The organism is Streptomyces sp. NPDC001153, from assembly GCF_053598315.1.
In genome coordinates, this window is the sequence record NZ_JBSFJZ010000062.1 from 1 (window position 1) to 18,938 (window position 18,938).

Sequence of the window (18,938 nt, forward strand, 5' to 3'; positions counted from 1 at the left end):
TCCACCGCAACCTGCACCAGGGCAAGGTCGGCGTGCTCTGCCTCGCCCCCGAGGAAGGCCTCGGCGTGCGCGACGAGGAGATGCGCGCCAAGCACCTCGACGCCATCAACCGCTTCCGGAACGTCTGAGAGCCATAGATGACAGAGCGTCAGAAGGACCGTCCGTGGCTCATGCGGACGTACGCCGGCCACTCGACGGCGGAGGCGTCCAACGAGCTGTACCGGCGCAACCTCGCCAAGGGCCAGACCGGTCTGTCGGTGGCGTTCGACCTGCCGACGCAGACCGGCTACGACCCCGACCACATCCTCGCCCGCGGCGAGGTCGGCCGGGTGGGCGTGCCCGTGGCCCATCTGGGCGACATGCGCCGGCTGTTCCAGGACATCCCCCTGGAGCAGATGAACACCTCGATGACGATCAACGCCACCGCCATGTGGCTGCTGGCGCTCTACCAGGTCGTCGCCGAGGAGCAGGGCGCGGACATCACCAAGCTCCAGGGCACGACCCAGAACGACATCGTCAAGGAGTACCTGTCCCGGGGCACTCATGTGTTCCCGCCGGGGCCGTCGCTCCGGCTGACGACGGACATGATCGCGTACACGGTCTCCCACATCCCGAAGTGGAACCCGATCAACATCTGCAGCTACCACCTGCAGGAGGCCGGGGCCACGCCGGTGCAGGAGATCGCGTACGCGATGTCCACCGCGATCGCCGTCCTCGACGCCGTCCGCGACTCCGGCCAGGTGCCGCAGGAGCGCATGGGTGACGTGGTCGCCCGCATCTCCTTCTTCGTGAACGCGGGCGTCCGCTTCATCGAGGAGATGTGCAAGATGCGCGCGTTCGGCCGCATCTGGGACGAGGTCACGCGCGAGCGGTACGGCATCGAGGACCCCAAGCAGCGCCGCTTCCGCTACGGCGTCCAGGTCAACTCCCTCGGCCTGACCGAGGCTCAGCCGGAGAACAACGTCCAGCGGATCGTGCTGGAGATGCTGGCCGTGACGCTGTCCAAGGACGCACGCGCGCGTGCCGTGCAGCTGCCCGCCTGGAACGAGGCCCTCGGTCTGCCCCGGCCGTGGGACCAGCAGTGGAGCCTGCGCATCCAGCAGGTGCTCGCCTACGAGAGCGACCTGCTGGAGTACGAGGACATCTTCGAGGGCTCGAAGGTGATCGAGGCGAAGGTGGACCAGCTGGTCGCGGACGCCCTCGCGGAGATCGACCGCATCCAGGAGATGGGCGGCGCGATGGCCGCCGTGGAGTCCGGCTACCTGAAGTCCCAGCTGGTCTCCTCGCACGCCGAACGCCGGGCCCGGATCGAGTCCGGCGAGGAGAAGATCATCGGCGTCAACGCCTTCGAGGGCACCGAGCCGAACCCGCTGACGGCCGACCTGGACACCGCGATCATGACGGTCGACCCGGCGGTCGAGGCCCGGGTCATCGCCTCGCTGCAGAACTGGCGCGACACTCGTTACCAGCCGCCCTTCAACCACCCGCGGCCCTGCAAGGCCCTGGAGCGGCTGAAGGAGGCCGCCAAGGGCACCCAGAACCTGATGGAGGCCACGCTGGAGTGCGCCCGCGCCGGGGTCACGACCGGCGAGTGGGCCGGCGCCCTGCGTGAGGTGTTCGGCGAGTACCGGGCGCCCACCGGGGTCTCCTCCGCGCCGGTGGCCGTCACCGCCGAGCCGGGCTCCGCGCTCGCCGAGGTGCGCGCCAAGGTGGACGCCACCGCCCGTGAGCTGGGCGTGGGCAAGCTGCGGTTCCTGGTCGGCAAGCCGGGCCTGGACGGGCACTCCAACGGCGCCGAGCAGATCGCCGTACGCGCGCGTGACGCCGGCTTCGAGGTGGTCTACCAGGGCATCCGGCTGACGCCCGAGCAGATCGTGGACGCCGCCCTCGCCGAGGACGTCCACGCGGTCGGCCTGTCGATCCTGTCCGGCTCGCACGCCCAGCTGGTGCCGGACGTGCTCCAACGGCTGCGTGTGGCCGGTGCCACAGATATACCGGTGATCGCCGGTGGCATCATCCCGAATGGTGACGCCGAGCAGCTCAGGGCCGCCGGAGTGGCTGCCGTCTTCACCCCGAAGGACTTCGACATCACCGGAATCATCGGCCGAATCGTCGACGAGATCCGGAAAGCGAACAAGCTCGACCCTCTGGAGGTCCCCGCATGACGACCGTCAACCGCCTTCGCCCGCGGCGCTCCTGCCTGGCCGTACCGGGCAGCAACCCGCGCTTCCTGGAGAAGGCGCAGGGCCTCCCGGCGGACCAGGTCTTCCTGGACCTGGAGGACGCCTGCGCGCCGCTCGCCAAGCCCGAGGCGCGGCACACCATCGTCAAGTTCCTCAACGAGGGCGACTGGACGGGCAAGACGCGCGTCGTACGCGTCAACGACTGGACGACCGAGTGGACGTACCGCGATGTCGTCACGGTCGTCGAGGGCGCGGGCCCGAACCTGGACTGCATCATGCTGCCGAAGGTGCAGAACGCCCAGCAGGTCGTCGCGCTGGACCTGCTGCTGACCCAGATCGAGAAGACGATGGGCTTCGAGGTCGGCCGGATCGGCATCGAGGCGCAGATCGAGAACGCGCAGGGCCTGAACAACGTCAACGAGATCGCGCAGGCCTCCCCGCGCGTCGAGACGATCATCTTCGGCCCGGCCGACTTCATGGCCTCCATCAACATGAAGTCCCTCGTCGTGGGCGAGCAGCCGCCCGGCTACCCCGCGGACGCCTACCACTACATCCTGATGAAGATCCTGATGGCCGCCCGCGCCAACAACCTCCAGGCGATCGACGGCCCCTACCTGCAGATCCGCAACATCGACGGCTACCGCGCGGTCGCGCAGCGCGCCGCCGCGCTCGGCTTCGACGGCAAGTGGGTGCTGCACCCGGGCCAGGTCGAGGCGTCCAACGAGATCTTCTCGCCCTCCCAGGAGGACTACGACCACGCCGAGCTCATCCTGGACGCGTACGACTACTACACGTCCGAGGCGGGCGGCAAGAAGGGCTCCGCGATGCTCGGCGACGAGATGATCGACGAGGCCAGCCGCAAGATGGCCCTGGTCATCTCCGGCAAGGGCCGGGCCGCCGGCATGCAGCGCACCAGCAAGTTCGAGATCCCCGCCGGCTAAGGAGCCCTGAGCACGATGCAGTTCGGACGCACCTACGAGGAGTTCGAGGTCGGGGCGACGTACAAGCACTGGCCGGGCAAGACGGTCACGGAGTACGACGACCACCTGTTCTGTCTCCTCACCATGAACCACCACCCGCTCCACATGGACACCAACTATGCGGAGAAGACGACGGACTTCGGCAAGAACGTCGTCGTCGGGAACTACATCTACTCGCTGCTGCTCGGCATGTCCGTGCCGGACATCTCCGGCAAGGCGATCGCCAACCTGGAGATCGAGTCGCTCAAGCACGTGGCGCCGACCTTCCACGGCGACACGATCTACGGCGAGACGACCGTGCTCGACAAGTGGCCGTCGAAGTCGAAGAACGACCGCGGCATCGTCTACGTCGAGACCAAGGGCTACAAGCAGGACGGCACGCTCGTCTGCGTCTTCCGCCGCAAGGTGATGGTGCCGACCGAGACGTACATCAAGGAGCGCGGCGGCGAGCAGCCGGGCCGCCCGGAGCTGAAGCAGCAGGAGAAGTAATGGCCCGTCTCGCCCAGACCGCCGGTCTGACCGACGTCCAGCAGGAGATCCTCTCCACCGTCCGGGACTTTGTCGACAAGGAGATCATTCCTGTCGCGACCGAGCTGGAGCACCGCGACGAGTACCCGCAGCAGATCGTGGACGGCCTGAAGGAACTCGGCCTGTTCGGTCTGATGATCCCCGAGGAGTACGGGGGTCTGGGCGAGTCGCTCCTGACCTACGCGCTGTGCGTGGAGGAGATCGCCCGCGGCTGGATGTCGGTGTCCGGCATCATCAACACCCACTTCATCGTCGCGTACATGCTCAAGCAGCACGGCACGCAGGAGCAGAAGGACCACTTCCTGCCGAGGATGGCGGCCGGCGACATCCGGGGCGCCTTCTCGATGTCGGAGCCGGGCCTGGGCTCCGATGTGTCGGCGATCACCTCGAAGGCGGTCAAGGACGGCGACGAGTACGTCCTGAACGGCCAGAAGATGTGGCTGACGAACGGCGGCACGTCCTCGCTCGTGGCCGTCCTGGTCCGCAGTGACGAAGGACACCCCGAGGGCACGGCGCCGCACAAGTCGATGACCACCTTCCTGATCGAGAAGGAGCCGGGCTTCGGCGAGGTCCGACCGGGTCTGACCATCCCCGGCAAGATCGAGAAGATGGGCTACAAGGGCGTCGACACCACCGAGTTGATCATGGACGGCCTGCGGCTGCCCGCCGATCGGGTGCTCGGCGGCGTCACCGGCCGAGGTTTTTACCAAATGATGGACGGCGTCGAGGTCGGCCGGGTCAACGTGGCGGCGCGTGGCTGCGGCGTCGCCCAGCGCGCCTTCGAGCTCGGCGTCCAGTACGCCCAGCAGCGGCACACCTTCGGCAAGCCGATCGCCCAGCACCAGGCCATCCAGTTCAAGCTGGCGGAGATGGCGACCAAGGTCGAGGCCGCGCATGCGATGATGGTCAACGCCGCGCGCAAAAAGGACTCGGGAGAGCGAAACGATCTCGAGGCGGGCATGGCGAAGTACCTGGCCTCCGAGTACTGCAAGGAGGTCGTGGAGGACGCCTTCCGGATCCACGGCGGCTACGGCTTCTCCAAGGAGTACGAGATCGAGCGCCTCTACCGGGAGGCCCCGATGCTGCTCATCGGTGAAGGTACCGCCGAGATCCAGAAAATGATCATCGGCCGCAGGCTGCTCGAAGAGTATCGGTTCCAGGGCTGATTGTCCTGATACGGGGTGTTTTCTTCGAGAAGAAGATCACACCCCGTAGATGTTCTTCGGCCGTCGACTCGGCAGCCTGGCTTGCCCAGTTGCAGCCCGCGACCGGTACGATCCCGGGAAAGCCGCCGTCCCCCGTCTTGCGCGGCATCATCCGCTACGAAGGTCATCCATGCCCCACAGCCAAACCTCTGCACCTCGCGACAGCCGAGCCGGCGTACGCCTCGCGCGCGGAGCATCGCCGTGGCTTCTCCCGACCGTCGCCACCGCAGCCCTCAGCCTGGCCCGCGCCCGTCGCTCCGGCGCGGCCAAGGCCGTGGCCGTGCCCGCCACCGCGCTCGCCGCGGGCATGCTGTGGTTCTTCCGCGACCCCGAGCGCGAGATCGGCTCCGGCCGGGTGATCTCGCCCGCCGACGGCGTGGTGCAGAGCATCATGCCGTGGAAGGACGGACGCACCCGCGTCGCGATCTTCATGAGCCCGCTGAACGTCCACGTCAACCGCGCGCCCCTCGCGGGCACGGTGACGTCCGTCGAGCACATCCCCGGCGGCTTTGTTCCGGCTTTCAACAAGGAGAGCGAGAACAACGAGCGCGTAGTCTGGCATTTCGACACCGAACTCGGCGACATCGAGATGATCCAGATCGCCGGCGCGGTCGCCCGCCGCATCGTGCCCTACATCCCCGCGGGCACGAAGGTCGAGCAGGGCGACCGTATCGGTCTGATCCGCTTCGGCTCGCGTGTCGACCTCTACCTGCCCGAGGGCGTGGAGGTCGCGGTCGAGGTCGGACAGAAGACCGTGGCTGGGGTGACTCGCATTGACCGTGATTGATCCGGAGACCCAGGCGGGCTGGGTGCCCGAGGCCGACGAAGTGGACGAAGAGGAGGAGATGCCCCTCTCTCTCCGTCTGTCGATAGCGGACACCCTCACCCTGGGCAACGCCACGTGCGGGTTCATGGCGGTGTACTTCACGACCACCGGCATCCTGATCCCGCACCTGACGGGGAACGACGCGTCCGCGGGCATGGCCCGGCACAGCGCCGCCACGGCCGTCATCCTGATGCTCTGCGCGGCCGTCTTCGACCTGTTCGACGGACTGGTGGCCCGCAAGCTGCGCTCCTCCCCCATGGGCGCCGAGCTGGACAACCTCTCCGACCTGATCAGCTTCGGGCTCGCGCCCGCGTACTTCGTCCTCGTCTACGGCATGGTCGCGGACGACGCGCACCAGAGAATGGCGGCGCTCGGGGCAATCGTGGTGCTCCTGGCCGTCGTACTGCGTCTGGCGCGCTTCTCCTGCGTGACCATGAAGGACGGCATGTTCCAGGGCATGCCCAGCCCGTTCGGCGCGCTGACGGTCGTCTCGATCGTGCTGCTGGAGCTGCCCTTCGTGGCGACGCTGCTGGCGATCCTGGGTACGGCGTGGCTGATGGTGAGCCGGGTGGAGTACCCGAAGCCCAGGGGGCGCCTGGCCGGGGCCATGCTGGCCTGGATCGTGCTGTCGATGGGCCTGCTGGCGGCCTGGGCCTTCGACGCGCCCAGCGGGCAGCTGCTGCTGCAGACGGGATGTGCGCTGCAGCTGGTCATGGGCGCGGTGATTCCGCTGTTCGCCACGGCTCGGCGGGTGAACAACTTCCGCGACAACCGCCGGGAGGCGCGGGCGGCGCAGTTGCCGTAGCGGCGCTTGTACGAGGGGCCCCGGACCGTTGGCTGGTCCGGGGCCCTTTCGCTTGTGTGGGCGACCTGGGGGCTCCGCCCCCAGGGACCTCAGCCCAGGTAGTCCTCGGCGATGCGCACGGCGACCCCCTCCAGAATCGGCCCGGCATCCGCGATGCACCTGGCCACGTCCGGCTCGACGGAGGTCAACGGGTACGCCCTCTCGATCCCCGCCCGCAGCAACGCCTCCGGCGACAGAGCGAGCCGACCGCACACCGCCACCACGGTCCTCCCCGCGGAGCGAGCCGCCGCGGCCACCCCCGCCGGCGCCTTCCCGTGCAGCGTCTGCTCGTCCAGCGACCCCTCACCGGTGATCACCAGCGAGGCCCGCTCCAGCGCGGGCGCGAAGCCCAGCACGTCCAGCATGACCTCGATACCGGCCCGGAAACCGGCGCCCAGCAGCAGCGCGCCATAGCCGATGCCGCCCGCCGCTCCCGCGCCCGGCGACGCCGCGTACTCCGCCGCGCGCGGCCCCACCTCGGCCTCCAGCACCTTGGCGAAGTGGGCGAGGGCCGCGTCCAGGGTCTCCACGTCCTCCGGCGAGGCGCCCTTCTGCGGGCCGTACACCGCCGGCGCGCCCTTCGGCCCGGTCAGCGGATTGTCGACGTCGCTCGCCAGCACCAGCTCCACTGAGGACAGGCGCGGGTCCAGGCCGGACAGGTCGGTGCGGGCGAGCTCCGCCAGCCCGCCGCCGCCCGGCGCCACCGGCTCACCGCTCTCGTCCAGGAAGCGCGCGCCCAGCGCGGACAGCATGCCCGCGCCGCCGTCCGTCGTGGCGCTGCCGCCGACGCCGAACACGATCGTCCGGGCGCCCGCGTCCAGCGCGGCCCGCAGCAGCTCGCCGGAGCCGTACGTGGAGGCCGTCAGGGGCGCGAAGACCCCGGCCGGCAGGCGCTGGAGGCCGCTCGCCTCCGCCATCTCCACCACCGCGGTCTCCCCGCGCAGCGCGAACGCGGCGGTCACCTCCTGGCCCAGCGGCCCGGCGACCCGTACCTCCCGGCGCTCGAAACCGGCCGCGACCGCCGCGTCCACGGTCCCGTCGCCGCCGTCGGCAACGGGCAGCGCCTCGACGTGAACACCCGGCACGACCCGGCGCAGCCCGGCCGTCACCCGCTCGGCGACCTGCACGGCCGTCAGCGAGCCCTTGAACTTGTCCGCGGCGATGAGCACCCGACGGGTCTCGTTCACTGCAGCGTCCGCCACCTTGCTTTCCCCTTGCTCTCCGGGCCCCGCGCACGTCGGAGCCAGTCGCGCCGCTGCGACCTTAACCGCAGGAGACCCCCCTCGTCATGCCCCGACCGAAGGCTGGGCAGCGGCTGGGAAGACCCTGGGGAAAACGGGTAGACCCCAGCCATGACCAGCCCGCGCCCGCAGCCCGCCGGCCTCCCCGCCCTCGCCGACCGCATCCACGGCGGCTGGCTCGGCCGGATCGCGGGCAACATGCTCGGCAAGCCGGTGGAGCAGGGCGAGGTGTGGACCCGCGAGCGCATCGACCGCTACCTCCGCAAGGCCGAGGCGCTACCGCTCACCGACTACCTGCCCGAGCCCGCCGACCCGGACGAGACCGCCGTACTGCGCCCGGAGTGGCGGGACTGCGTGCGCGGCCGGATCCACGGCAGTGTGCGCGACGACGACGTCGACTACGCGATCCTCGGCCTCCACCTGCTGGAGACGTACGGCTTCGGCTTCAGCACCGAGCAGGTCGGCGAGCTGTGGCTGCTGCGGCTGCCGTATCTGCAGACCTTCACCGCGGAACGGGCGGCCTACCGCAATCTCGCGAACGGGCTGAAACCACCGCTGACGGCGACGTACGACAACCCGTACCAGGAGTGGATCGGCGCGCTGATCCGCGCCGACGTCCACGGCTGGACCCGCCCCGGCGACCCGGCCGGCGCCGCCGGCCTGGCCCGGCGGGACGCGGTGCTGTCGCACACCGGCAACGGCGTGTACGGCGCCATGTGGGCGGCGGCGCTGATCGCGGCCGCCTTCACCGCCCCCACCGTGCGGGACGCACTCGAGACGGCGCTCGGCGTGATCCCGGCGAGCAGCCGGCTCGCCCGTACCGTACGGCGGGTCATGACCCTGCACGAGACGCGGCTGCCCTGGGAGGAGACCCTGGCCACCCTGGCCGCGGAGACCGCCGGGCTCGGCTGGATCCACACCGTCCCGAACGCCGCCGTCCTCACCGCCGGACTGCTGTACGGCGAGGGCGACTTCACCCGGACCATCGCCCTGACCGTGCGCGGCGGCCTGGACACCGACTCCAACGGGGCCACGGCCGGCTCGGTGGCCGGGGTGCTCACCGGCGCGGCCGCGATCCCGGCCCAGTGGAAGGACCCGCTGCAGGACACGGTACGGAGCGCGGTGTTCGGCTTCGACGGCGTACGGATCAGTGCGCTGGCCGAACGCACCCTGCGCCTGGCGACGGCCGGCCCGTAGCCGCCCCGCGCCTGGTTACCCTTCCCCAATGACCACGACTCCTGACTTCGCCACGTACATCGCGAGCCTGCCCCGAGTCCTCGCCGGCGCGGCCGCGCTCTTCCGGGACGCCGAGGGGCGCGTGCTGCTGGTCGAGCCCAACTACCGCGAGGGCTGGGCGCTTCCGGGCGGCACGATCGAGTCGGACGACGGGGAGACCCCGCGCCAGGGCGCGCGCCGCGAGACGCTGGAGGAGATCGGCCTCGACCGGGAGCCGGGCCGGCTGCTGGCGGTGGACTGGGTGCACGGCGCGGGCCGGCCGCCACTGGTGGCGTACCTGTACGACGGCGGTGTCCTGACGGAGGCCGACCTGAAGGCGATCCGCCTCCAGGAGGAGGAGCTGCTGTCCTGGCGCCTGGTACCGCGCGAGGAGATCACCGACCACCTCCCCGGTGCCCTCGGCCGCCGGGTCCTGACCGCCCTGGACATCCTCGCGGACGGCTCCGGCACCGCGGAACTGGAGAACGGCCACCGCGTGGCCTGACCGGCCCGGACCCCTGAGCAGAGCATGGACAGAAGCAACCTCGCGCCATGACCGATGACTTGGTACAGCACCCCGGTCCTGCCGCACGGCTTCACCCAGGGCAGAACGCCGTTGCCTTCCCCCCGCGCCCCGGATCCCTAGGCTGAAGAAGTGAGCACTCATGCGCCGAACGAAGCCCGCGTCATCCCGCTGCGCCCGCACACCTCACCGCCCGGTTCCGGTGGGGCGACCCGCACCCCGCAACGACCGGAGGGAGCCCCACCGACACCCGCGCCGAGGGAACCCCTGTGGCGCGACCTCGTCGGCGATGTGCTGCGGCGCGAGCGACTCGCCCAGGAGCGCACGCTGAAGGACGTCGCGGAGGCGGCCCGGATCTCGATGCCGTACCTGTCGGAGCTGGAGCGCGGACGCAAGGAGGCCTCCTCCGAGGTACTGGCGGCCGCCGCCCGTGCCCTCGGGCTCGGCCTCGCCGACCTGCTCTCGCTCACCCAGGACGAGCTGGCCCGGTACACCCGGAGCCGGGTGGGCCCGGGCCGCACGTCGCCCACGGCGCGGTACGACGGCCTCTGCCTCGCGGCCTGACCGGACCGGCGGCCGGTACGACGGGGCACACCACCGCCGTACCGGCCGGCTCGCCCGCTTCGGCCACGGTCGAAGGCCCGGGTCAGACGAACGCGAGCCGTCGGCTCAGCACCTCGTCGGCGAGCCCGTAGGCGACGGCCTCCTCGGCGGTGAGCACCTTGTCCCGGTCCATGTCCGCGCGCAGCGTCGCCACGTCGTGATGTGTGTGCCGGGACAGGACCTCCTCCACCTGCGAGCGGATACGGACCATCTCCTTGGCCGCGAGGCTGAGGTCGGAGACCGTCCCCTGCCGGCCGCCGCTGGCCGGCTGGCCGAGCAGCACCCGCGCGTGCTGGAGCACGAACCGTCGCCCGGGATCTCCGCCGGCCAGCAGCACCGCCGCCGTCGACGCCGCCTGACCGACGCAGAACGTGGAGATGGGCGCCTGCACGAACGTCATCGTGTCGTAGATCGCCATCAGCGAAGTGAACGATCCACCGGGCGAGTTGAGATAGATCGAGATCTCGTGCTCCGGGTTCGCCGACTCCAGATGGAGGAGTTGCGCGATGACCACATTGGCGACCCCGTCGTCGATCTCGGTCCCGAGGAAGATGATCCGCTCGTTCAGCAACCGGCTGAAGACGTCGTAGGACCGCTCACCCTGCGCGGTCCGCTCGATGACGTAAGGAACCGTGTACGACCCCATGTCACAACCCCATCCGTCGGCGCGACGTGGCCGGGCGGATGTCGGTGAGCGACTCCACCACCCGGTCCACGATCCCGTACTCCCTGGCCTGCTCGGCCGTGAACCAGCGGTCCCGGTCGCCGTCCCGCGCGATCGTCTCCTCGCTCTGCCCGGTGTGCTCGGCGGTGATCCGCTCGATGGCCTGCTTGGTGAACTGGAGGTTCTCCGCCTGGATCTCGATGTCCGCGGCGGTGCCACCGATGCCCGCGGACGGCTGGTGCATCATGATCCGCGCGTGCGGCAGCGCGAACCGCTTGCCGGGCGCCCCCACGGTGAGCAGGAACTGGCCCATGCTGGCGGCGAACCCCATCGCCAGCGTCGAGACGTCGTTCGGGATGAGCCGCATGGTGTCGTAGATGGCGAGACCCGCGGTGACCGACCCGCCGGGGCTGTTGATGTACAGGCTGATGTCGGTGCGCGGGTCCTCCGCCGACAGCAGCAGGAGCTGCGCGCACACCCGGTTGGCCGACACGTCGTCGACCTGTGTGCCGAGCAGGACGATCCGCTGGGCGAGCAGTTGTGCCGCGAGATGGTCGTCGAAGCGGCTGGGCGGTGTGTCGCCCTCCTCCGCGCGGGGCGGGAGTGTGGTGAGTGGAGTCATCTGGTCTCCTTGTCGAGGCGGGGATGCCGTCGACTCCACTGTTGGCCTCGGGAGACCCCGGGATGCGGTTTCTCTGCCCGCCGCAGATTCGCCACGGGCAGAGACGAGGGCGCAGCCGTGCCCCGATATCCGCTCGCTCCGAGCAGGCAAGCGTCCTACGCTCGCCCCATGAACAGGCCACTCGTCGCCATCCTCAGCGGCGCAGGGATCTCCACCAAGCAGAGCATGGGCAGAAGTAACCTCGCGCCATGACCCAAGACTTAGTTCAGCGGGCGCACTGGGGCGACCTGGACGGGCAGAACTGGGCGGTGCTGGTTCGGCTGTCCCTGGAACCGGACGCCGACGAACTGCCCTCCTCGGCTCCGAGCGCAACGCCGTCGGTCGGCTCGTCCGAAGACGGCCCGAAGTGGCGTCCGGCGACGGGCAGGGACATCAAGAGCCGCGAGGAACGGGAGAAGGACGGCCGCCGGTTCGTCGAGAGTCGCGGGGGCCGGCATGTCTACACGTACGAGGAACCCGACACATCGGCGTGGAAGCGCAAGCGCGTACGGCAACCTGATGGCACGGTCGCCTATCGAGTGATCCGGCCGGTGTTCGAAGGGGCGTTGGAGGACCTCAAGCGCGGCACAACACCGGACGGTCAACGCCTGGACGGTCTCATCGTCTACGACATCGACCGTCTGACGCGCGACAACCGCCACCTCGAAGACGCCATCGAAGTGGTGGAGAACTTCCGCCGCCCGATCATCGACATCACCGGCACCCTTGATCTCCTCACGGACAACGGCCGGACAGTCGCACGCCTGCTCGTTACCGTGGCCAACAAATCGAGCGCCGACACGGCCCGGCGCGTCCGGCGCAAGCACCGCGCCCTGCAGCAAGCAGGGATCCCCACAGGGAGCACCCGGCCCCTTCGGCTACAAGGACGACAGGCGCACGCTCGAACCCAAGGAAGCAGCCGCGCTCCGCAAAGCCGTCGAGCGTGTTCTCACGGGGGCCTCCCCGCGAACGATCGCGGCCGACTGGAACAAGCACGACGGTGCTGGGCAACCGGTGGAGCAAGGAGACCGTGAAGCAGGTTCTCCGCCAGGCCCACACACCCCCCGTGCGTCGGGTGTGCCGGGAAATCCGGAGTGGGCACGAGAGCGCGCGGTCGGTGGAACGGCTTTGGGGTGACGCTGCTTTGGCGCGCGTGATCATGGCCCCGTAAGCTTCCGGCGCGTCGGGCAGTCTGTGGACCTGCCCGGTGAAGCACGACGTTGGGGCCATGATCTTCGAGGCTCGCGCCAAAGTGGCTGGCTAAAGTCGCGGAGCCGACCGCCCCAGCCACGACGTACTCCTTCTCCTCCATCACCCGATCGAGTGCCTCGCTCACGTCAGTGCTCGTGACCACTCGAAGCGGGCGATTGACCTGCGTTCTTGACCGTCAGCGGCAGCAACTCCTTGCCGGTCGGGCCTACTTGTACCCAAGTATCCATCTGCCGGCAGGTAGCTTCCCACATCCGCACCTTTGCCGAGCCGACGGTGGTCGCCCACCTCCTGTCGCCGCCTGCATCGCTCCCTCGGCCGGCGTTCCTCGGCTCGCCTCACACACAGTCGAGGACGCGTGGCCCCTCGCGTCCACGTAGAGCTCGACGTTGCTCAGGGACACATACCGACGGTTAGCCCCCGCGAAGGCCCCAGCGCAGTGACTGGTGACCGCGCCGACCCCGCCCCCGTCACGAGCGGCTATCCACGCGGGCGGCGGAGTCTCAATGACCAGGTCAAGCCTGTGGGGCGCCGTTCATCGGTTGAGAACGGCGCCACGTGCAGGCGTAGCGCGACGCTGCCCCTCGATGCGAACTATGGGCGGGGGCGGTCGCTGAAGTCTGCCCGGCTGATCAGACGTTCGCTCGTGGGTGGGGTTGGTCGGCTGCGGTTGCGGCGATTGCTGTACTTCGCTGCTGTACGCCACACCCCAGCGGCAGGCCCGGCCGTCGACCGCCGGCGCGGGACGCCCTCCACGTCCGTCACACGCGGGTGGTGTGTTGGTCCAGGATGGCCCGAAGCCGGTCGAGGTCCTCGGCCTCATGCACGCCCCGCTTGGGCAGGACTTCGAGCCACATGATGTTGGGGTCACGGCTGAGCAGGACGAAGTGGTCCGTCGTCTCCCGGTAGCCCTGGTAGACGGACCACTTCTGGACCAGCGTGCTGTGGTCGCTGCGGCAGGTGATCCCGGCCGCAGACACGGTGGCGCGGTACTCACCTTGCCATCCGATGATCCGCTGTATGTAGGCGACGTGCAGCCGTGGGTAGCCCCACATCCACAGGACGACGAACAAGAGCAGACCGGTCGAGATCACGTCGATAGTGATCAGCCAGAACCCTATCCCCAACGCGAGGAGCACGCCCCGCAGCACCAGCTTGGTCCGCTTGACCCGGTCGCGGACCCGCAGGCCGACCCGTGTGTCGGCAGGCTGCGGCCGGTACACCAGCTGGACCGCGGACTGTTGGTCCACGACATCGTCAGAGGTTTCCGCGCTGCTGTCGCTACCTTCGGTCCTGCCGCCCTTGGCCATGATCCCTCCCCGGTACGAAGATCGCGGGATCCTATCGAACCTCAGTACTGGACTACTGGAAGAGCCTCTACTCGCGATCCAACTGCAGCCTCGAAAACCGTCGTGGCAGCGATGTCACCGTGGATTCAAATCCCACCGCCTCCGCGCGATGAGCAGTGAGAACGGCCCCTGACCTGAGTGTTTGGTCAGGGGCCACTCTCTTGTCCGGCTACCGTTACTGCCCGGTGTTCCCCGTGGTTTCCCGCTCTCTCGGGCACGCGAGGGGCACGTACCCGGTGCGCAGGAGGAGTGCCACGACGGGCTCGCTCGCTTTGCGTTTGTCGCCCGTACTGGGTGGCATCACCGGACGAAGTGTCGGTGAGAGCGCCGGGACCAGCGCACACCGAATAGGACCAGGTCTGCCACGAAGACCACGATGCCGATGATCAGGAGGTAGGACAGCCCCGCCGCCACCGTGCCGATGATTCCCAGGACGATGGCCACGAGGATCAGGAACAGGAAAAGCGCCATGGTGAGCACATCCTCAAGCCTCCGCTGTGACCAGCGATTTGGTCAGGCTTCGGCGCTCTTGCGATGGAGGCCGGTCAGCGGCGTGCGAGGCGGCGCCCCTTACCGCGCTCGTAAGGCCTCTCGTAGTGTTTGAAGACCTCTTCTTCCCGCTCGACCGGCAGGACGTCATCCATGCCTATGGACGGCGCCTTCCTCACCAGCCCTCTCCCGTGCGCCACCTTCACGTAGCCGGGGCCCAGCGTTGCTTCGTCGAGGGGCACGAAGACCAGTCGGTGTCGAGTCGGCAGGCCGGTACGGACGGTGGCCATGGTCGGCGCGTCGGTGGTGGTGTCCACGTAGACCGCTTCCAGGGCTCCGATCTTGTGTCCCTTGGGATCGATCACGTCCCGGTTGCGCCACTCGCGGATATCGGCTGAATGGATCATGCCCTGCTCCTTGCGGCCCGCGCCTCCCGCAGGCACTGCATCCGATCGGAGAGGTGACTGCGCGAGGTTTACACCGTTTCATCGTACTCTGACCGCTGGTGCATGCTGTCGAGAACGCCTGATCGCAGGCCGTCGCCTCCCGGCCAACCCACCACTCACCCCAGCTCCCATCCCGTTCGCCGTCGACCCACACACCGTGGAGCAGGCGTGGCTCATGGCGTCCAGGTGGAGCGCGCCACTGTACGAACGACTGTGAGGATTCACCGCGGCGCTGCTCGGCAGGCCTGACCCACCGAACATTGACGCTTCGAGCTGAGGCGGGCCAGGAAGGCGGTCAGATCATCCAGGTCGGCGGCCGCATGCCCCATGTCCGCCTCCTTTGCCAGCGCCGGGAACACCAGGGCGCAGGGCGCGAAAGGCGTCGTAGTCCCTTACGGCTTCAACCGATAGTTTTTCTTCGTTATCCAGAACGACTACTACACGTTTCATGGGATACAGGTAGAAGCGCTCTTCGTTTATCCCTGGCCGACCCGCATAAACCTTTCACACTGCCTCTTGCCGATCGTAACGAATACAAATCTGCAAGCCTCAGGGTTTTCGCGGGAGCACAGTAAGAACCCGGACAACGTGATCCCGGAATTCCTCCATGAAATCTCGGAGGAAGCGTTCCGTATGCTCGTCGACGACTTCACCGTTACTGGTGAAAACATCGGGCTTGAATCTGACATAGGCCTCCGGTGCATTCATTTGCGGCGAGTCGCAGAAGCTTAGGACACCGCGCAGACTCTGCTGGGCGAGGGCAGTGCCGAGGGCACCCGGCGACGCTCCGATCACGGCGGAGGGCTTGTGCGCGAATGAGTTGCTCCCCCAGGGGCGACTGGCCCAGTCGATGGCGTTTTTGAGGGCACCCGGAATCGATCGGTTGTACTCAGGGGTCACAAATAGGAGGGCGTCTGCGGAGGCGATGGCATCCTTGAGCGCCTTACCCTCGGCAGGGTAGTCGCTGTCGTAGTCGTAACTATAGAGGGGAAGATCCTTGATCGGAATCTCAAAGAATTCCAAATCAGCCGGGGCCAGCCGGATCAGAGCCTTCGAGAGCGTCCGATTGATGGAGTGAGTCGCCAGACTTCCCACGAAGTAGCCGACCCGGTACGTCGTCATCTGTTCCTCGATTCAATGCGCGTATTACGCTCTTTCGTATCGCCCGCTCGGACGGGCAGGGAGTTGTGCAAGGAACGAAACCACGGTCGGGAGTGGAGCGCGTGCTGACAGGTCCGTCCAGGTGACTGCGTGCGTCCACCGTGGCCCGCCCGCGTTCTTCGGCGCCGGCACAGTGGGCGTCGAGAACCACAGCCGTGCAACCCGCGCGGGCGCCGCGAGGCGGTCGATTGCTGCTGTGCTGCGGATCAGAGGCGAACCGGCCGGAAGCTCATCAGCTCGTGCGAGTCGGTTCCCCGAGGTGGGTGAGTGCGGCTGTGACGAGGGCCTGGACGCCGGTGTCCAGTGTGGGCTGCAGGACCGGTGCGAAGCGGGGGCTGTGGTTGACGGAGATGTCCTGGGCCACGGTGCCGCGTTGCCGGGCGGCCTGGTAGGCGTCCGGATCCACACAGCCCAGGGCCCAGTAGGTGTACGGGGCGCCGAAGGCGTCCGGGATCCGACTGAAGTCCTCGCTAGCGCTCTGCAGCTCGACAGTGACCGCGCGCTCTCCGAACATCGCGGCGAAAGCGGCGGAGACCTCGCGGGTCACCACGTCGTCGTTGACAGTCGGCGGAAAGCGGGTGCCCTCCTCGATCTGCGGCGCGCGAATCGCCCCGGAGGCGTCACACTCGGCATGGACGATGCGCCGCACGGCTGCCAGGACGGCCCGCCGGGTCTCGTCGTCGTACGTGCGCACGTTCACCAGCAGTTCGGCCGACTCCGGAATCACGTTGCCGCTCGAGCCCGCCTGGACGGAGCCCACCGTGACCACGACCGGCTGGGTGGCGGCCAGCTCGCGCGAGACAATGGTCTGGAGCCGGACGACGATCATCGAGGCGATCACCACGGGGTCGATGGCGGCCTGGGGTGCCGAGCCGTGAGCGCCCCGGCCATGGACAGTGATCTTCACATTGTCCGCCGCGGAGAGAAAGGACCCGGCGCGCGTGCCGACCTGCCCAGCCGGATAGGGAAGCACATGCTGGGCGAAGGCGACGTCCGGGCGAGGAACACGGTCGGTCAGCCCGTCGGCGAGCATCCGGTCAGCACCGTCCCCCGGCTCCTCGGCAGGCTGGAACAAGGCCACCAGCGTGCCCTGCCACGCCCCCGTCGCGGCGGCCATGAGCCGCGCAGCCCCCAACAGGCAGGTGACGTGCATGTCGTGACCGCAGGCATGCGCCACGGGCACCCGGCGGCCGGAAGCGTCCGTGGCTTCGGCTGTGCTGGCGTAGGTCAGACCGGTCTCCTCAAGGACCGGCAGAGCGTCCATGTCGGCCCGCAGCAAAACGGTCGGGCCCTCTCCGTTGGCCAGCACACCGATCACACCGGTGCCGCCGATCCCCTTGTGCACCTGGTAGCCACAGTTTCTCAGGCGTTCCGCCACCTGGGTCGCGGTGCGGTGCTCCTGGTGTCCCAGCTCGGGGTGGGCGTGCAGGTCCTTGTAGACCTTTTCAAGCTCGGAGCGGATGTCACCGAGCCCGGCCAGGACAGCATCCGCGGTGTCCTTGGGCGTCATGGCTGTGTACTCCTTCCTCCCTATCGGTGGGTGATCGCAGCGCCCGTTCATGTCAGGGATCCCGGTCCTTGGTCGACCCCGGCCGCCAGTCGCGGCTGCCCGGCAGCTTCCAGCCCCAGTGGAATGCGGCCAGCCGCAGCGAGATGCCAACCGTGATTCCGGCCAGGACGCCTACGGTGGATGCGCCGAACCGGCTGCAGACCACCATCACCGCGCTCACCACGATCGCGACGGTCGCGTACAACGGCGTGCCGCCGAAGACGGAAGGGGTCCGCGCGAGCAGCAGGTCCCGGATCGCCCCGCCGCCGACCGCTGTGATGGTGCCCAGGAGCACGGCCGGCAGCCAGCCCAGGCCGACAGCGAGCGTCTTCTGCGCCCCGGCGACCGCCCAGACGCTCAGCGCCGAGGCATCCAGGAGGTTGAAGGCCCAACCGGACGTGTGGCGGCTCAGATCGGCTACGAAAGCCAGCAGGGTGCCGGCAGTGGCGACCGTGAGATAGGTGTAGTCGGTCAAGGCCACGGGCGTGCCGTGCTGCAACAGGGTGTCGCGGAGGATTCCACCGCCCAGGCCGGAGACGATGCCGATGACCAGGAAGCCGAACAGATCCAGACGACTGGCCCGGGCCAGCACCCCGCCGAGCGTGCCGTTGGCGAACACCCCGCTCAGGTCCAGCGCCCGGGTCAGCTCGGTCACGCTCTCAGGCGACAACGACCGGGCCACAGACACCAGCGTCTCCCTTCACACTTCCGCCATCGAAGCAGCCAAAGGCGCTACGTGCCCGCCGGGCATGGCATGCGAGGCAGCTTCTCCAACCACTGGCCAGCCGGACTGCGACTGTGGCGTCCGCTCACAGGTCAGGTGCCGTATGGGTGAGGAGATCGACTGAGCAGGTCACCCCCGAGCAGGGAGTGGTCGGTTTCAACGAGCGGCCATCATTTCCACACCAGGCACCCAGACGGCCCAACGGATCGACTGGGATTCCAGCCGGCCCCTCAAACGAGCGCATCCGCACCAGCTACGGACTGACCGTGCACGGCGGCATGCGGGTCACGTTCGAGGGACCGCCCCGGTGTCATCGCCGACTGCGAGGATGACCGCCTGCGAATTCTCCACGACGGCGGCCGGTATCCGATCTTCTGCTTGGCTCCTCAACCTTGCCGAGCTTGGCAGCTTCAGCAACCCGCCAACGAGACCTCCTACGCGCTGTTGCCGGCCAGTTCGGCGGAGGTTCGACAAGCTGGTACGGACCTCAAACCCACTCCACCTCGGAGACGATCCGCGAGGCGCTCCTTGGGCTCGG

The 18,938-nt window shown here is 68.6% G+C and carries 19 protein-coding genes; 10 read left to right on the top strand and 9 right to left on the bottom strand.

The annotated features are described in order from the left end of the window. Positions 1-137: 137 nt before the first annotated feature. The 6 genes from ACWDEN_RS42555 to pssA all read left to right on the top strand — a co-directional run bounded on the left by ACWDEN_RS42555 (position 138) and on the right by pssA (position 6,527). Positions 138-2,165 carry a protein meaA gene (locus tag ACWDEN_RS42555; RefSeq protein ID WP_351614905.1) on the top strand — a complete coding sequence of 676 codons (2,028 nt, stop codon included), beginning with the start codon at positions 138-140 and terminating at the stop codon, positions 2,163-2,165. Then, complete coding sequence (locus ACWDEN_RS42560) at positions 2,162-3,124, top strand: HpcH/HpaI aldolase/citrate lyase family protein (RefSeq protein WP_351614908.1); 963 nt, start codon at positions 2,162-2,164, stop codon at positions 3,122-3,124. The genes ACWDEN_RS42555 and ACWDEN_RS42560 overlap by 4 nt, the downstream gene beginning before the upstream one ends. A gap of 15 nt (positions 3,125-3,139) precedes the next feature. Next, on the top strand, positions 3,140-3,652 hold the full coding sequence (locus ACWDEN_RS42565; protein WP_019757884.1) for a MaoC family dehydratase: 513 nt from the start codon (positions 3,140-3,142) through the stop codon (positions 3,650-3,652). Beyond that, positions 3,652-4,857 (top strand): acyl-CoA dehydrogenase family protein, encoded by a 1,206-nt coding sequence (locus ACWDEN_RS42570; RefSeq protein ID WP_031168227.1) that lies wholly within the window; start codon positions 3,652-3,654, stop codon positions 4,855-4,857. Before ACWDEN_RS42565 ends, ACWDEN_RS42570 begins: the two co-directional genes overlap by 1 nt. Positions 4,858-5,026: 169 nt before the next feature. Next, positions 5,027-5,683 (top strand): phosphatidylserine decarboxylase, encoded by a 657-nt coding sequence (locus ACWDEN_RS42575; RefSeq protein WP_228620641.1) that lies wholly within the window; start codon positions 5,027-5,029, stop codon positions 5,681-5,683. Between the two features lie 22 nt (positions 5,684-5,705). Further along, positions 5,706-6,527, top strand: coding sequence for a CDP-diacylglycerol--serine O-phosphatidyltransferase (gene pssA, locus ACWDEN_RS42580; RefSeq protein ID WP_351615004.1), 822 nt, complete (start codon positions 5,706-5,708; stop codon positions 6,525-6,527). Between the two features lie 89 nt (positions 6,528-6,616). Here pssA and ACWDEN_RS42585 read toward each other — a convergent pair whose 3' ends face one another. Continuing rightward, positions 6,617-7,753 carry a glycerate kinase gene (locus ACWDEN_RS42585; protein WP_450863317.1) on the bottom strand — a complete coding sequence of 379 codons (1,137 nt, stop codon included), beginning with the start codon at positions 7,751-7,753 and terminating at the stop codon, positions 6,617-6,619. Positions 7,754-7,918: 165 nt separating this feature from the next. On the opposite strand from ACWDEN_RS42585, the gene ACWDEN_RS42590 reads away from it, so the two are divergent. The 3 genes from ACWDEN_RS42590 (at position 7,919) to ACWDEN_RS42600 (ending at position 10,109) form a co-directional block, all read left to right on the top strand. Further along, positions 7,919-9,004: an ADP-ribosylglycohydrolase family protein gene (locus ACWDEN_RS42590; RefSeq protein ID WP_450863319.1), complete on the top strand. Its 1,086-nt coding sequence runs from the start codon at positions 7,919-7,921 to the stop codon at positions 9,002-9,004. A gap of 28 nt (positions 9,005-9,032) precedes the next feature. Further along, positions 9,033-9,527, top strand: a complete 495-nt coding sequence (locus ACWDEN_RS42595; protein WP_450863321.1) for an NUDIX domain-containing protein — start codon at positions 9,033-9,035, stop codon at positions 9,525-9,527. Between the two features lie 150 nt (positions 9,528-9,677). Further along, on the top strand, positions 9,678-10,109 hold the full coding sequence (locus tag ACWDEN_RS42600; protein WP_450863323.1) for a helix-turn-helix domain-containing protein: 432 nt from the start codon (positions 9,678-9,680) through the stop codon (positions 10,107-10,109). An 82-nt stretch (positions 10,110-10,191) separates the two neighbouring features. Here the strand turns inward: ACWDEN_RS42600 and ACWDEN_RS42605 are convergent, their stop codons facing one another. Together ACWDEN_RS42605 and ACWDEN_RS42610 are read right to left on the bottom strand one after the other, a co-directional pair. Then, entirely contained in the window at positions 10,192-10,794 is a 603-nt protein-coding gene (locus ACWDEN_RS42605) for a ClpP family protease (protein ID WP_351614920.1), read from the bottom strand. Position 10,795: 1 nt separating this feature from the next. Beyond that, positions 10,796-11,434, bottom strand: a complete 639-nt coding sequence (locus ACWDEN_RS42610) for an ATP-dependent Clp protease proteolytic subunit (RefSeq protein ID WP_450863326.1) — start codon at positions 11,432-11,434, stop codon at positions 10,796-10,798. A gap of 248 nt (positions 11,435-11,682) precedes the next feature. On the opposite strand from ACWDEN_RS42610, the gene ACWDEN_RS42615 reads away from it, so the two are divergent. Then, positions 11,683-12,507, top strand: coding sequence for a recombinase family protein (locus ACWDEN_RS42615; RefSeq protein ID WP_450863328.1), 825 nt, complete (start codon positions 11,683-11,685; stop codon positions 12,505-12,507). 936 nt (positions 12,508-13,443) lie between these two features. On the opposite strand, the gene ACWDEN_RS42620 is transcribed toward ACWDEN_RS42615, so the two are convergent. From ACWDEN_RS42620 to ACWDEN_RS42645, 6 genes are all read right to left on the bottom strand, one after another. Then, positions 13,444-13,932 (bottom strand): YcxB family protein, encoded by a 489-nt coding sequence (locus tag ACWDEN_RS42620; protein WP_351614932.1) that lies wholly within the window; start codon positions 13,930-13,932, stop codon positions 13,444-13,446. A 399-nt stretch (positions 13,933-14,331) separates the two neighbouring features. Beyond that, positions 14,332-14,502 (bottom strand): hypothetical protein, encoded by a 171-nt coding sequence (locus ACWDEN_RS42625; RefSeq protein WP_351614935.1) that lies wholly within the window; start codon positions 14,500-14,502, stop codon positions 14,332-14,334. Between the two features lie 74 nt (positions 14,503-14,576). Further along, positions 14,577-14,927 carry a PRC-barrel domain-containing protein gene (locus tag ACWDEN_RS42630; RefSeq protein WP_351614938.1) on the bottom strand — a complete coding sequence of 117 codons (351 nt, stop codon included), beginning with the start codon at positions 14,925-14,927 and terminating at the stop codon, positions 14,577-14,579. Between the two features lie 588 nt (positions 14,928-15,515). Further along, complete coding sequence (locus ACWDEN_RS42635) at positions 15,516-16,088, bottom strand: NADPH-dependent FMN reductase (RefSeq protein ID WP_055703566.1); 573 nt, start codon at positions 16,086-16,088, stop codon at positions 15,516-15,518. A gap of 271 nt (positions 16,089-16,359) precedes the next feature. Further along, entirely contained in the window at positions 16,360-17,637 is a 1,278-nt protein-coding gene (locus ACWDEN_RS42640) for an amidohydrolase (protein ID WP_351614941.1), read from the bottom strand. A gap of 52 nt (positions 17,638-17,689) precedes the next feature. Beyond that, positions 17,690-18,331: a trimeric intracellular cation channel family protein gene (locus ACWDEN_RS42645; RefSeq protein ID WP_351614943.1), complete on the bottom strand. Its 642-nt coding sequence runs from the start codon at positions 18,329-18,331 to the stop codon at positions 17,690-17,692. Between the last annotated feature and the right edge of the window lie 607 nt (positions 18,332-18,938).